Origin of the sequence: Pseudomonas sp. RC2C2 (assembly GCF_018390435.1) — a bacterium.
Classification (GTDB): Bacteria; Pseudomonadota; Gammaproteobacteria; order Pseudomonadales; family Pseudomonadaceae; genus Aquipseudomonas; species Aquipseudomonas donghuensis.
This window is the reverse complement of record NZ_JAHBAX010000001.1, coordinates 974106-987627: the sequence shown is the minus strand read 5'-3', so window position 1 is coordinate 987627 and position 13522 is coordinate 974106. Positions and strand designations below refer to the sequence as shown.

Annotated in this window: 12 protein-coding genes; 4 read left to right on the top strand and 8 right to left on the bottom strand. The window is 61.1% G+C overall.

What is annotated here, in order from left to right:
• Positions 1-9: 9 nt before the first annotated feature.
• The 5 genes from KHO53_RS04595 to KHO53_RS04575 all read right to left on the bottom strand — a co-directional run bounded on the left by KHO53_RS04595 (position 10) and on the right by KHO53_RS04575 (position 6278).
• Complete coding sequence (locus KHO53_RS04595) at positions 10-942, bottom strand: glutamate/aspartate ABC transporter substrate-binding protein (RefSeq protein WP_010221025.1); 933 nt, start codon at positions 940-942, stop codon at positions 10-12.
• Between the two features lie 313 nt (positions 943-1255).
• A complete protein-coding gene (glpD, locus tag KHO53_RS04590; protein ID WP_159389074.1) occupies positions 1256-2794 on the bottom strand; it encodes a glycerol-3-phosphate dehydrogenase in 1539 nt (512 codons plus the stop codon).
• A 183-nt stretch (positions 2795-2977) separates the two neighbouring features.
• Positions 2978-3733, bottom strand: a complete 756-nt coding sequence (locus KHO53_RS04585; RefSeq protein WP_010221027.1) for a DeoR/GlpR family transcriptional regulator — start codon at positions 3731-3733, stop codon at positions 2978-2980.
• Between the two features lie 126 nt (positions 3734-3859).
• The gene (glpK, locus tag KHO53_RS04580; protein ID WP_010221028.1) at positions 3860-5359 is read right to left on the bottom strand and encodes a glycerol kinase GlpK; all 1500 of its coding nucleotides are present in this window, start codon (positions 5357-5359) and stop codon (positions 3860-3862) included.
• A gap of 67 nt (positions 5360-5426) precedes the next feature.
• The gene (locus tag KHO53_RS04575; protein WP_010221029.1) at positions 5427-6278 is read right to left on the bottom strand and encodes an MIP/aquaporin family protein; all 852 of its coding nucleotides are present in this window, start codon (positions 6276-6278) and stop codon (positions 5427-5429) included.
• 283 nt (positions 6279-6561) lie between these two features.
• On the opposite strand from KHO53_RS04575, the gene ybaK reads away from it, so the two are divergent.
• Both ybaK and KHO53_RS04565 read left to right on the top strand, forming a co-directional pair.
• Entirely contained in the window at positions 6562-7032 is a 471-nt protein-coding gene (gene ybaK, locus KHO53_RS04570; RefSeq protein ID WP_010221030.1) for a Cys-tRNA(Pro) deacylase, read from the top strand.
• Positions 7033-7125: 93 nt separating this feature from the next.
• A complete protein-coding gene (locus KHO53_RS04565; RefSeq protein ID WP_100782834.1) occupies positions 7126-7905 on the top strand; it encodes a PhzF family phenazine biosynthesis protein in 780 nt (259 codons plus the stop codon).
• A gap of 72 nt (positions 7906-7977) precedes the next feature.
• Here KHO53_RS04565 and KHO53_RS04560 read toward each other — a convergent pair whose 3' ends face one another.
• Together KHO53_RS04560 and argF are read right to left on the bottom strand one after the other, a co-directional pair.
• Positions 7978-9087 carry an ABC transporter ATP-binding protein gene (locus KHO53_RS04560; protein WP_010221032.1) on the bottom strand — a complete coding sequence of 370 codons (1110 nt, stop codon included), beginning with the start codon at positions 9085-9087 and terminating at the stop codon, positions 7978-7980.
• Positions 9084-10004 (bottom strand): ornithine carbamoyltransferase, encoded by a 921-nt coding sequence (argF, locus tag KHO53_RS04555; protein ID WP_010221033.1) that lies wholly within the window; start codon positions 10002-10004, stop codon positions 9084-9086. Before argF ends, KHO53_RS04560 begins: the two co-directional genes overlap by 4 nt.
• A gap of 377 nt (positions 10005-10381) precedes the next feature.
• Here argF and KHO53_RS04550 point away from each other — a divergent pair, with 377 nt between their 5' ends.
• Positions 10382-12490 carry a molybdopterin oxidoreductase family protein gene (locus KHO53_RS04550; RefSeq protein ID WP_213570030.1) on the top strand — a complete coding sequence of 703 codons (2109 nt, stop codon included), beginning with the start codon at positions 10382-10384 and terminating at the stop codon, positions 12488-12490.
• Between the two features lie 92 nt (positions 12491-12582).
• On the top strand, positions 12583-12915 hold the full coding sequence (gene grxD / locus KHO53_RS04545; protein ID WP_010221035.1) for a Grx4 family monothiol glutaredoxin: 333 nt from the start codon (positions 12583-12585) through the stop codon (positions 12913-12915).
• A gap of 68 nt (positions 12916-12983) precedes the next feature.
• On the opposite strand, the gene bfr is transcribed toward grxD, so the two are convergent.
• On the bottom strand, positions 12984-13454 hold the full coding sequence (bfr, locus tag KHO53_RS04540) for a bacterioferritin (RefSeq protein WP_010221036.1): 471 nt from the start codon (positions 13452-13454) through the stop codon (positions 12984-12986).
• Positions 13455-13522 lie beyond the last annotated feature (68 nt).

Here is a 13522-nt window from a genome sequence, read left to right as displayed (position 1 = left end):
AGCTGGGGATCAGGACTTCTTTTCGTCTGCAGCTTTGTCGGTAGGATTGGCGATCAACGCCTTGAGCTCGTCGCTCATCGGGAACTGCAGGTTCAGGCCTTTAGGCGGGACTGGCTGGTTGAACCACTTGTCGTAGATCTTGTTGATCTCGCCCGACTTGTAGAGGTTGACGATGGCCTTGTCGACCGCAGCCTTGAACGCCGGGTCTTCCTTGCGGACCATGCAGCCGTAGATTTCATAGGACTGCGGCGTACCGACGATGGCCCAGCCCTTCGGGTTCTTGGCCTTGGCCATTTCACCGGCGAGCAGCGCGTCGTCCATCATGAAAGCCACGGCGCGGCCGGACTCAAGCATCTGGAACGACTCGCCATGGTCCTTGGCCGAGATGACGTTCATCTTCATCTGCTTGTCGGCGTTCATGGCCTTGAGGATGCGCTCGGAAGTGGTACCGGCGGTGGTCACCACGTTCTTGCCGGCCAGGTCCGGGAAGTCCTTGTACTTGGCGTTTTCCGGCTTGCCATCTTCGGCCTTGGTCAGCAGGCGAGTACCGACTTCGAAGATGCCGACCGAGAAGGCCACTTGCTGCTGGCGCTCGACGTTGTTGGTGGTCGAGCCACACTCGACGTCAACGGTGCCGTTCTGGACCAGCGGGATACGGGTCTGGGAGGTAACGAGGTTGTATTTGACTTGCAGGTCCGGCTTGTTCAGGTCCTTTTTCAGGGACTCGACGATTGCCAGCTGGATGTCATGGGAGTAACCGACGGGTTTGCCCGAAGCGTCGGCGATGTAGGAGAACGGAATGGAAGCGTCACGGTGCCCCAAGGTAATGGTGCCCGACTCGTTGATCTTTTTCAGGGTGCCGGTCAGTTCGGCAGCGAAGGCTGGCGTGCTGATCAAAGCGGCCGCAACAGCGGCGCCCAACAGATGGGGAACGATACGCATCAAAATTTCCTCGACGTTGTTTTTTTTATGGAGCCGTTGGCGGGCTCTTTCGTTCAGCGAACACTGCAGTGAAGCGTTTTGCGCATTCGGGTACTGAGTGTAGAGCATGACTCGTGCCAAGCCCTGATTTCGATCATAACGCCATGAAAAATCGGGGGATTAATCTTTTTTGACGATTTGCGGGAGGTAGGATTCGTCCGGATGGCCGAATGCGGCGGGGTTTGGCGTTCGGAAAACCGAATAATGAGCCGCGTTCCAGGGCAAGCCTGCTCCCAGTGTAGGAGCGGGCTTGCCCCGCGATGTTGGTCAGCAGCTAGGCAGCTTGTACGCGTGCGCGGTTCAGTTCCAGGCGCTGAAGGTACTCCTGCAAAGCCTGCTGCTCTGTAGCGGTCGTGAACAGGCCCAGCTTGCTCCGGCGCCAGAGGATGTCGTCGGCATTCACCGCCCATTCTTCGCTGCACAGGTAGTCCACCTCACGGCTGAACAGGCCGCCACCAATGGCCTCGCCCAGGTCCTGCGGGCCCTGCACGCCTTCGAGCAAGCGCCAGACGCGGCTGCCGTAGGTGCGTGCCCAACGCTTGGCGATCTCGGCTGGCAGCCAGCCGCAGCGGGCCAGGATGGCGTCGACCAGCGCTTGCGGGGTGCTCATGTCTTCACCGCCCGGTAGTGGCGCGGTAGCCGTCCAGCTGCCGCGCATCTGCGCAAAGAACGGTGCCAGCTCGCTCATCGCCGACTCGGCCAGTTTGCGGTAGGTGGTCAGCTTGCCGCCGAACACCGACAGCAGCGGTGCTTCGCCAGTGCTGGCCGACAGCGCCAGGGTGTAATCGCGAGTGACGGCCGACGGGTTGTCGGACTCGTCGTTGCACAGCGGACGAACACCGGAATAGGTGTGCAGGATATCGGCGCGGCTGAGCTGGTGATTGAAGTGTTCGTTGACCACTTTCAGCAGGTAATCGGTCTCGCCCTCGGTGATTGCCACTTTGGCCGGGTCGCCGGTGTATTCGCGGTCGGTGGTACCGATCAGGGTGAAGCGTTCCAGGTAGGGAATGGCGAAGACGATACGCTGGTCTTCGTTTTGCAGGATGTAGGCATGTTCGCCGTCGTACAACTTGGGCACGATCAGGTGGCTGCCCTGGATCAGGCGAATGCCGTAGGGCGCGTCGAGCTTCAGGTCATCCTGGATGAACTTGGCTACCCACGGGCCAGCAGCGTTGACCAGCGCGCGAGCACGGATCGATTGCTGGCTGCCGTCGGCGTTTTCCAGTTGCACGTTCCATACACCATCGACCCGATGGGCGCTGACGCAACGGGTACGGGTGCGGATGTCGGCGCCTTTTTCACGGGCGGCCATGGCATTGAGCACCACCAGGCGGGCATCGTCGACAGCACAGTCGGCATATTCGAAACCGCGGGTGATTGCCGGCTTGAGCGGATTGCCCGGGCCGAAACGCAAGCTGCGCGAAGCACCGAGCTGCTTGCGCTTGCCCAGGTGATCGTAAAGGAACAGGCCGGCGCGGATCATCCATGCCGGACGCAGGTGCGGGCGGTGCGGCAGCACGAAGCGCATCGGCTTGACGATGTGCGGCGCCTTGGCCAGCAGCACTTCACGCTCGGCCAGGGCTTCGCGCACCAAGCGGAATTCGTAATGTTCCAGGTAGCGCAGGCCGCCGTGGATCAGCTTGCTGCTGGCTGAGGATGTGTGGCTGGCCAGGTCGTCCTTTTCGCAAAGGAACACGTGAAGACCGCGTCCGGCTGCATCGGCGGCAATCCCCACGCCGTTGATGCCGCCGCCGATTACGGCGAGGTCATAAATGTCGGCAAGGGCGGGCGATGACAAGCTGGATTGGGACACGGGTGGCCTCCTGAAGGTCTTTCCGACATCGAATCTGAACATCGATGTTCACTTTCGAAAATACTAGCGCAACAAAATGCTGCTCGCCAGTCACTTTCCATAGAAAATACTGATCAGATGACAAATAAATGAAAAATAACGAACATTCGAGCTGCCATCGTCGCGATGGCAGCTTGTGGCCGCTCAGACCACTTCGAGGCGGATCTTGTACTGGTTGAGTAACTGGGTGAGGGCGGGCACTGGCGCCTGGTCGGTCACCAGGCAGTCGATCAGGCTGATAGAGCCCAGGCGCACCATAGCGTTACGGCCGAACTTGCTTGAGTCGGCGGCGAGGATGACCTGGCGGGCATTGGCGATGATCGCCTGGGATACCCGTACTTCCTGGTAGTCGAAATCCAGCAGGCTGCCGTCTTCATCGATGCCGCTGATGCCGACGAGGGCGAAATCGACCTTGAACTGGTTGATGAAGTCGACACTGGCCTGGCCGACCACGCCACCGTCACGGCGCACATTGCCGCCGGCCAGCAGCACTTCGAAATCATCCTTGGCACTGAGGATCGAGGCCACGTGCAGGTTGTTGGTGATGATCTTCAGGTGGTTGTGGTTGAGCAGGGCGCGGGCGATGGATTCGGTGGTGGTGCCGATGTTGATGAACAGCGAGGCGTGGTCGGGAATCTGCGCGGCGATCGCTTCGGCGATGCGCTGCTTCTCGTCGCGCATCTGGTCGGCGCGCATGGCGTAGGCGGTGTTTTCGATACTGGAGTCGTAAGCCGCGCCACCGTGGTAGCGACGCAGCAGATTAACTTCTGCCAGTTGGTTGATGTCTCGACGGATGGTTTGCGGGGTAACGACGAACAACTGCGCCATTTCTTCGATACTGACATAGCCGCGTTCGCGAACCAGTTCGAGGATTTGTTGTTGGCGAGGGGGCAGATTCATGGGCGGTCCTTTTGGGCAGCCGGGAAAATTGCGCCATGAAAACAGCTCAAGCTGCAAGCTGCAAGCCACAAGATGATTCGCGGCCTACAGGCTTGCAGCTTGTAGCTTACAGCTTGTTTCTACTGCTCACTCGTCGTGTGGTTCCCAATCGCGGGTGCGATCCACTGCTTTCAGCCAGCCGGCGTACAGCTTCTCTTTCTGCACTTCATCCAGTTGCGGGTTGAACTCGCGCTCGATGATTGCCTTGCCGCGCAGTTCATCCAGGCTGCTCCAGAAACCGCAGGCCAGGCCCGCCAGGTAGGCAGCGCCGAGGGCAGTGGTTTCACGCATTTGCGGGCGTTCGACGCAGGTGCCGAGGATGTCGGCCTGGAACTGCATGAGGAAGTTGTTGGCGACGGCGCCACCATCCACCCGCAGCTCGCTCAGGCGTTGGCCGCAGTCCTGTTGCATGGCGTCGAGCACGTCGCGGGTCTGGTAGGCGATCGACTCCAGCGCCGCGCGGATGATGTGATCGACCTTGACCCCGCGGGTCAGGCCAAACAGTGCGCCACGGGCATAGGGGTCCCAGTACGGTGCGCCAAGGCCGGTGAAGGCCGGTACCAGGTACACGCCGTTGCTGTCTTTGACCTTGCTGGCGAAGTATTCGGTGTCGTGGGCGTCGTTGACGATCTTCAGCTCGTCACGCAGCCACTGCACGGTGGAACCGCCGTTGAAAACGGCGCCTTCCAGGGCGTAGGCCACTTCGCCGCGAGGGCCGCAGGCAATGGTGGTGAGCAGGCCGTGGGAAGATTTGACCGCCTTGTCGCCGGTGTTCATCAGCAAGAAGCAGCCGGTGCCGTAGGTGTTCTTGGCCTGGCCCGGTTCCACGCACATCTGGCCGAACAGCGCGGCTTGCTGGTCGCCAGCGATACCGGCAATGGCGATACCGCTCTTGGTGCGGCCGTAGACTTCCGAGGAGCTGCGCACCTGGGGCAGCATCTGCCGCGGGATGTTCAGCACTTCAAGCATCTTCTCGTCCCACTCCAGGGTGTGGATGTTGAAGAGCATGGTGCGCGAGGCGTTGGTGTAGTCGGTGACGTGGACCTTGCCACCGGAGAATTTCCAGATCAGCCAGCTGTCGACGGTGCCGAACAGCAGGTCGCCACGCTCGGCGCGCTCACGGGCGCCTTCGACGTTGTCGAGGATCCACTTGAGCTTGGTGCCGGAGAAGTACGGGTCGGTGACCAGACCGGTGGTTTCGCGGATGTAGTCCTGCAGGCCGTCACGCTTGAGCTGTTCGCAGATCTCGGTGCTGCGCCGGCATTGCCAGACGATGGCGTTGTACACCGGGCGGCCGGTTTCCTTGTCCCAGACCACGGTGGTTTCACGCTGGTTGGTGATACCGATGGCTGCTACCTGGTCGTGACTCAGGCCTGCCTGGGCCAGGGCTTCGACCATGGTCGCGCTCTGGGTGGCGAAGATTTCCATGGGGTCGTGCTCGACCCAGCCGGCTTGTGGGTAATGCTGTGCGAATTCGCGTTGCGAGGTGCCAACCACGTTGGCGTCACGGTCGAAAATGATGGCCCGCGAACTGGTCGTGCCCTGGTCCAGGGCAATGATGTAGTTCTTGTTCTGGGTGTCTGTCATGTCGTTGGCCTTGCACTTAATAGGGTGGAGATCAGGGCGGGGCGAGTCTGGCTCGCCACTGCAGGCATCAGGACGCCTGGGTCTTGCCCTGAGGGTTGGCGTCGGTCTGGGCGCTTTCGCTCTCGGCAACCGGCAGGTTGCGGGCGATCACGCCGCGGTACAGGGCGGCCCCAAGGCTCGCTCCTATGATCGGCGCAAAAATCGGAATCAGGAAATAGGGAATATCACGACCGCCAGTAAAGGCGACTTCGCCCCAGCCGGCGAGGAAGGTCATCAGCTTGGGCCCGAAATCCCGTGCCGGGTTCATCGCAAAGCCGGTCAGCGGGCCCATGGCGCTGCCGATCACGGCAATCAGCAGGCCGATCAGCAGGGGCGCCATGGCGCCGCGCGGCAGGCCGTTGTTGTCATCGGTCAAGGCCATGATCACCGCCATCAGTACGGCGGTGATGATCACTTCGACCAAAAAGGCCTGGCCGGTGGACAGCGCCGGGTGCGGGTAGGTGGAGAACACCGAGGCCAATTCGAGGCTGGCCTGGCTGCCACGGATCATTTCATGGGCCTGTTCGAAATCGAAGAACAGGTTGCTGTATAGCGTGTAAACCAACGCTGCGCCACAGAAGGCGCCGGCAATCTGGGCGACGATGTAGAACGGCAGTTTGTGCTTCTCGAAACCGGCGAACAGGCACAGGGCGATGCTCACGGCCGGGTTCAGGTGCGCACCGGAAACCCCGGCGGTGAGGTAGATCGCCATGCTCACGCCGACGCCCCAGATGATGCTGATTTCCCACAGGCCAAAGCTGGCACCCGCCACCTTGAGCGCAGCGACGCAGCCGGTGCCGAAAAAGATCAGCAGCGCAGTGCCGAGAAATTCGGCCATGCACTGGCTTGAAAGTGTTGGTTGTCTCAGAGCAGTCGTCATTCGTTACCTCGGTTCTTGTTGTTGTGAGGCGCAGTGAGCGCTCGACAAAAGCCCGACAGAAATCCCCATTTCGGTCGGGCGGCGGCAGAAAATGCACCTTATCGGGGCATGACTATATTCAGAATCGAAAAAATATAGACAAGAAACGCTTATGTCAAAGGTCGAAAGTGAACCACCATTCACAATCTGACTATTGGTGACGGTGATGGGCGTTGGTTGCGCTTGGGGTTTTGCCCTAAAGTAGCCAGCGAAATGGCATTCACCCTACTGTCTGGAGCCCTGTATGACCCCCGCCCTGGATCTGCTGAAAAAGGTTCGCGCCGAACACCACATCCACAGTTACGAACATGATCCCAAGGCAGCATCCTACGGGCTGGAAGCGGCGGAGAAGCTCAACCTTGAGCCTGCGCGGGTGTTCAAGACCTTGCTGGCCAGTAGCGAAAAGGGCGAGTTGCTGGTGGCGGTGGTGCCGGTGGTCGGTAGCCTGGACCTGAAGGGCCTGGCCCATGCTGCCGGGGTGAAGAAATGCGAGATGGCGGATCCGGCGGCGGCTCAGCGTTCGACCGGTTACCTGCTGGGCGGAATCAGCCCGCTGGGGCAGAAGAAGCGCTTGCGCACTTTCATTGACGAAACCGCTGAATCCTTTGAAACAATTTTCGTCAGTGCTGGCCGCCGAGGGCTGGAAGTCGAACTGGCGGCTGCGCTGCTGGCCGAGCATACCCAGGGCAAATTCGCCGCCATTGGCCGTGACTGACATCTGTATGTTCAAAATCGGTTGATTCTGTCTCTGTCGGTCTTTGCCGCTTGGCGGGCATGCTCTGTGGCCCGCCATCGAGAGGTCTGTCCCATGCAGCTTGAGTTCCATCAGGTCGATGCCTTCAGCGACCGTCCCTTTGCCGGCAACCCGGCCATGGTCTATCGCCTGGAGCGCTGGCTCGCCGATGAGTTGATGCAACAGATTGCCGCCGAACACAACCTGGCCGAGACTGCGTTCGTCGTTCCCCATGCCGAAGGCTGGCAGATTCGCTGGTTCACCCCGACCACTGAAGTGCCGCTGTGTGGCCACGCGACCCTGGCCAGTGCTCATGTGTTGCTGGAGGTCTATAAAGAGCCGAGTGAGCGGCTGCTGTTCCAGAGTAAATCCGGCCCGCTGAGCGTAAGCCGCGAAGGCGGGCGTTTGCAGCTGGATTTCCCGCGGGTCGAGCCGCAGCCCATGAATGACCGGGTGCCGGTGGCTCAAGCCCTGGGCTGCCCGGTGCTGGAAGTCTGGAAAACCAACGAACTGCTGGTGCGGGTTGAGTCCGAGCAGGTGTTGCGTGCCTGTACGCCGGACATGGCGGCGCTGGCGCAATTACCGGGGCTCGGGGTGATCGTCACTGCGCCCGGTATCGAGCACGATTTTGTCTCGCGTTATTTCGCACCGGGAATCGGTATTCCCGAGGATCCGGTGACAGGTTCTACCCATTGCAGCCTGATCCCGTACTGGGCGCAGCGTCTGGGCAAGCGCGAGCTGCGGGCGTTTCAGTGTTCGAGTCGCGGCGGGGAGTTGTTCTGCCGGCTGGAGGGGGAGCGGGTGAAGATTGCTGGGTATGCCAGGCTGGTGGCCAGTGGGACTTTGATGCTTTGAAAGCATCGCGGGGCAAGCCAGCGCCTACATTGACCTTTGTAGGAGCGGGCTTGCCCCGCGATTGGCCCTGCATCAGACCGTCGAGCTGTACCGGCGAACGCCGTTCTCCGGCACCGGCAACTGCGCCGCCACGCTGCCCGGTACGGCAAACACCACCAGGTGGTCCGCCGCCACTTCAATCCCTACTTCGGCACCGACCTGATGGTCGTTGTGGCTTGGGAAGATCGCTTCCAGCTGGCTGCCGGTAGGCAGTTGCAGGCGATACAGGGTCGCGGCACCGAGGAAGCTCTTGCCCACGATCAACGCCTTCAGTTCGCTGTGCGGCGCATGGATGATGTCATCCGGGCGCAGCAACACGTCCACGGCGCTGCCAGGCGTCAGGGTGTAGGCACGGTTGCCGCGCAGCTCACCGAGTTCGGTGCGTACCGATTCAGGGCTGGTCAACTGGCCGCGAATGAAATAGCCCTGGCCAATGAAACTGGCCACGAATGGTGTCAGCGGTTCGTGGTAGAGGTTGTAGGGGGTGTCCCATTGCTCCAGACGACCTTCCTTGAATACACCGACGTGATCGCTGACGGCAAAGGCCTCTTCCTGATCGTGAGTGACCAGGATCGCGCTGGTGCCACGGCTTTTGAGAATGTCGCGCACTTCATGGCTCAGGCGCCGGCGCAGCTCCACATCAAGGTTGGAGAACGGTTCGTCGAGCAGCAGCAATTGCGGCTCGGGAGCCAGCGCGCGGGCCAGGGCCACACGCTGCTGCTGGCCGCCGGAAAGCTCGTGGGGGTAGCGTTTGCCCAGGCCGCCGAGCTTGACCAGCTCAAGCATCTCTTCGACCACCTGGCGTTGCTGAGGATGCTTGCCGATGCCGAAGGCGATGTTCTCGGCCACGGTCAGGTGCGGGAACAGCGCGTAGTCCTGGAACACCATGCCGATCCGGCGTTTCTCCGGGGCCAGGGTGAACCCGGCCCTGGAGATGACCTCGCCACCCAGCTGGATCTCGCCTTCGTGCACCGGCTCGAAACCGGCAATGGCGCGCAGGGTGGTGGTCTTGCCGCACCCCGAGGAGCCCAGCAGGCAACCGATGTCGCCGGCGTTCAGGTGCAGGTTGAGGTTCTGGACGATGCGCTGCTCGCCATAGCCACAGGCGAGCTCGCGCAGGTTAAGCAGTAAAGGTTGACTCATGCGTGGTGATAGGCCGGTTCAACAAGAAATTCGAGAAGCGCCTTCTGTGCATGCAAGCGGTTTTCGGCCTGGTCCCAGGCGACCGAACGGGGGTCGTCGAGCAGGTCCAGGCTGATTTCCTCGCCGCGGTGGGCGGGCAGGCAGTGCATGAACAGGGCATCGGGTGCTGCCAGGTCGAGCAGTTCGCGGGTTACCTGGTAAGGCGCGAACAAGGCCAGACGCCGTGCAGTTTCCTCTTCCTGACCCATGGAAGTCCAGACATCGGTGCTCACCAGGTGGGCGCCCTGCACCGCAGCCTTGGGTTCACGGAAGATCTGTACGCGGTCACCGGCCTGGGCCAGGAACTGCGCATTGGGCTCGAATTCGGCCGGGCAGGCGATGCGCAGCTGGAAGTCGAACTGGATGGCCGCCTCTATATAGCTGTTGCACATGTTGTTGCCATCGCCGATCCAGGCCACGGTCTTGCCCTGGATGGCGCCGCGGTGTTCGAGGAAGGTCTGCATGTCGGCCAGCAACTGGCACGGGTGCAGGTCGTCGGACAGGCCGTTGATGACGGGCACCCGCGAGTTGGCGGCGAATTCGGTCAGGGTGCTGTGGGCAAAGGTACGAATCATCACCGCATCGAGCATGCGCGACATGACGATGGCGCAGTCGCCGATCGGTTCGCCACGGCCCAGCTGGGTGTCCCGTGGCGAGAGGAAGATGGCCTGGCCACCGAGCTGGATCATGCCGGCTTCGAACGACAGGCGAGTGCGGGTCGAGGATTTTTCGAAGATCATCCCCAGCACGCGGTTTTTCAGCGGTTCGAACAGTACGCCGCGGTTACGCAGGTCCTTCAGCTCGATACCTCGACGGATCACACTGAGCAGTTCGTCGGGTGTGAAATCCATCAGGGAGAGAAAGTGCCTAGCGCTCATGTTTGACTACCTTTTTGCAACAGACCGCAGATCAGCCTTACCGGTTTTTCAAAACAACGGAAGTGACCTGCGGCGAAAGCCGCACGGGGCGACGAATTAGGGGAAGACGCAATACTATAATTAAATGTCGCGTCATACCAAGAGGGGGTTTCGTCGCCGATGTTTCAGGCAGTGTCGTAACCCATTGGACAGAAGCTTTTTTTATACGTTACACAAGGGTTTTACACTGCCTGCCTGCGCCTTGGCAAACCGGGCGGCGGGCCGGTTGCGAATCGCTACGCCTGATGCCCGAAGATTCACGTGACAAACCTCGCTGGTACGTGCGCCGGGCCAGGCTCATAGTCAGTTCATCCCAGACACCCAAGCAAGAGGTGGCCATGAACAAGACCCTGCATCACCGTGCCTGTCATCTGTGTGAAGCCATCTGCGGCTTGACCCTGGAAATCACCCACGAGCCCGATGTCGCCCCGCGCATCACCTCGATAAAGGGTGACCCCGAGGACCGCTTCAGCCGCGGCCACATCTGCCCCAAGGCGGTGGCCTTGCAGGATATCCAGAATGACCCGGACCGCCTGCGGGCGCCGCACAAGCGTGTCGGTGACAGCTGGCAGGCGATCAGTTGGGAAGAGGCCTTCGAACTGGCCGCGCAAAAGCTCTGGGCTATCCAGCAGGCCCACGGACAAAACGCCGTGGCGGTGTATCAAGGCAACCCGAGCGTGCACAACTACGGGCTGATGACCCACAGCAACTACTTCCTCGGGTTGCTCAAGACCCGTAACCGCTTCTCTGCCACCTCGGTGGACCAACTGCCGCATCACCTGACCAGCTACCTGATGTACGGCCATGGCCTGTTGCTGCCGATCCCGGACATCGACAACACCGCGTTCATGCTGATCCTGGGCGGCAACCCGCTGGCCTCCAACGGCAGCATCATGACCGTGCCGGATGTCGAGAAGCGTCTCAAGGCAATCCAGGCCCGTGGTGGCAAGCTGGTGGTGGTCGATCCGCGCCGCAGCGAGACGGCGGCCATGGCTGATCAGCATCTGTTCATTCGCCCCGGCGGCGACGCCGCGTTGCTGTGTGGCCTGCTCAATACGTTGTTCGCCGAAGGCTTGACCCGCCAACCGAGCCTGCCGGTGGAGGGCCTGGGCGAGGTGCAAGCGGCGATCGCGCCGTTCACGCCCGAGGCCATGAGCCCGCTGTGCGGCGTCCAGGTGCAGGTAATTCGCCAGTTGGCCCGGGACTTTGCCGCCGCCGACAAGGCAGTCTGTTACGGGCGCATGGGCATCTCGACCCAGGCCTTCGGCACCTTGTGCCATTGGCTGGTGCAGCTGATCAACCTGGTCAGCGGCAACCTCGACCGCGTGGGGGGTGCCCTGTGTACCGAACCCGCGGTGGATCTGGTGGCCAGTACTTCGGGTGGTCATTTCAATGCCTGGCAGAGCCGGGTCTCGGGGCTGCCCGAGTACGGCGGCGAATTGCCGGTGGCGGCCCTGGCCGAAGAGATGCTAGTCGAAGGTGAGGGGCAGGTTCGCGCGCTGGTGACGGTCGCGGGCAACCCGGTGCTGTCCACGCCCAATGGCCGGCAGTTGGAGCGGGCCCTGGACGGCCTTGAGTTCATGCTCAGCATCGACCTGTACATCAACGAGACCACCCGTTACGCCGACCTGATCCTGCCGTCCACCTCGGCACTGGAAAATGATCACTACGACACCACCTTCAACCTGTTGGCAGTACGCAACGTGAGCCGCTTCAACCGGGCTGTCCTGCCCAAACCCGAAGGCGCCTTGCATGACTGGGAGATCTTCGTCGGCCTGGCCAAGGCTTTTGCCGCCCGCAGTAACAAGCCGTTGAAGCCGACCCTGGCGCCGGCGCAGATGATTGATATCGGCCTGCGCCAGGGCCGATACGGTGAAGCCTCGGCGTTCAAACTGTCGCTTGAGACCCTCGACCAGCACCCCCATGGCATCGACCTGGGGCCGCTGCAGCCCAACCTTGCCGCGCGCTTGAAGACGCCTAACCAACGGATTCAAGCCGCACCGCGGGAGATGCTCGGCGACCTGCAGCGCTTTGCCGGGCAACAGCCGCTGGCGGCGGATCAACTGCTGCTGATCGGTCGTCGCCATGTACGCAGCAATAATTCCTGGATGCATAACTACCACCGCCTGGTCAAAGGCAAGCCGCGCCATCAACTGCTGATGCACCCGGATGACCTGGCCGGTCGCCACTTGCAGGACGGCCAACGGGTGCGGGTCAGCTCGCGGGTAGGCGAAATCGAGGTCGAGGTGCAGGCCAGCAGCGACATGATGCCGGGGGTGGTCAGCTTGCCCCATGGCTTTGGCCATGCCCGTGCCGGAGTGCGCCTGGAGATCGCCCAGGCGCACCCCGGCGCCAGTGCCAACGACCTCACCGATGAGCGCCAGTTCGATGCAGTGTCGGGCAACGCGGCGCTCAATGGCGTGCCAGTGCAGGTGGTTGCGGCCTGATATCGGCAAGGCCGAGCGTCCTGCTTGGCTTTCCGATACAATGCGTCACCGTGCCGACAACCAGGTCGGAAAGTTCAGCCGCGAGGTGCTTCATGGATATTATCGAAACAATCAAAGAGCAGATTGCCAACAACACCATTCTGCTTTACATGAAAGGCTCGCCGAATGCCCCGCAGTGCGGCTTTTCGGCCAAGGCGGCGCAAGCCGTGATGGGCTGCGGCGAGAAATTCGCTTACGTGGATATCCTGCAGAATCCGGAAATCCGCGCCAACCTGCCAAAGTACGCTAACTGGCCAACCTTCCCGCAACTGTGGGTTGCTGGCGAGCTGGTCGGCGGTTCCGACATCATGGCTGAAATGTTTGCCAACGGCGAACTGCAGACCCTGATCAAGGAAGCTGCAGCCAAGGCCGCTGACAAGGCCTGATTCCAGGTTTGGTCAAAAAAAAGCCCCGCCATGCGGGGCTTTTTTTGCCTGTAGGGCAGGGGGGGAACTTACTCGCCCATCTGCGACTGCAGGTAGTTCTCCAGGGTGATCTTGTCGATCAGGCTCAACTGGGTTTCCAGCCAGTCGATGTGCTCTTCCTCGGCTTCGAGGATGTCTTCGAGCAGTTCACGGCTGCCGAAGTCGCCGACGGTCTCGCAGTGGGCGATGGCGGCCTTGAGGTCGACCAGGCCTTTTTGCTCGATCTTCAGGTCGCACTCAAGCATTTCCTTGGTGTGCTCACCAATCAGCAACTTGCCCAGGTCCTGGACGTTGGGGATGCCTTCGAGGAACAGAATACGCTTGATCAGTTTGTCAGCGTGTTTCATCTCTTCGATGGATTCTTTGTACTCGTGCTTGCCGAGCTTCTCCAGGCCCCAGTCTTCGTACATGCGGGCATGCAGGAAGTATTGGTTGATTGCGACCAGCTCGTTTCCGAGGATCTTGTTGAGATGCTGGATGACGCTAACGTCGCCTTTCATGATGGGGTCCTGCCCTGTAAGTGTGTCTATAAAGGCAAGTCTGAGCTTCGCAATTTCTACTGTCAAAC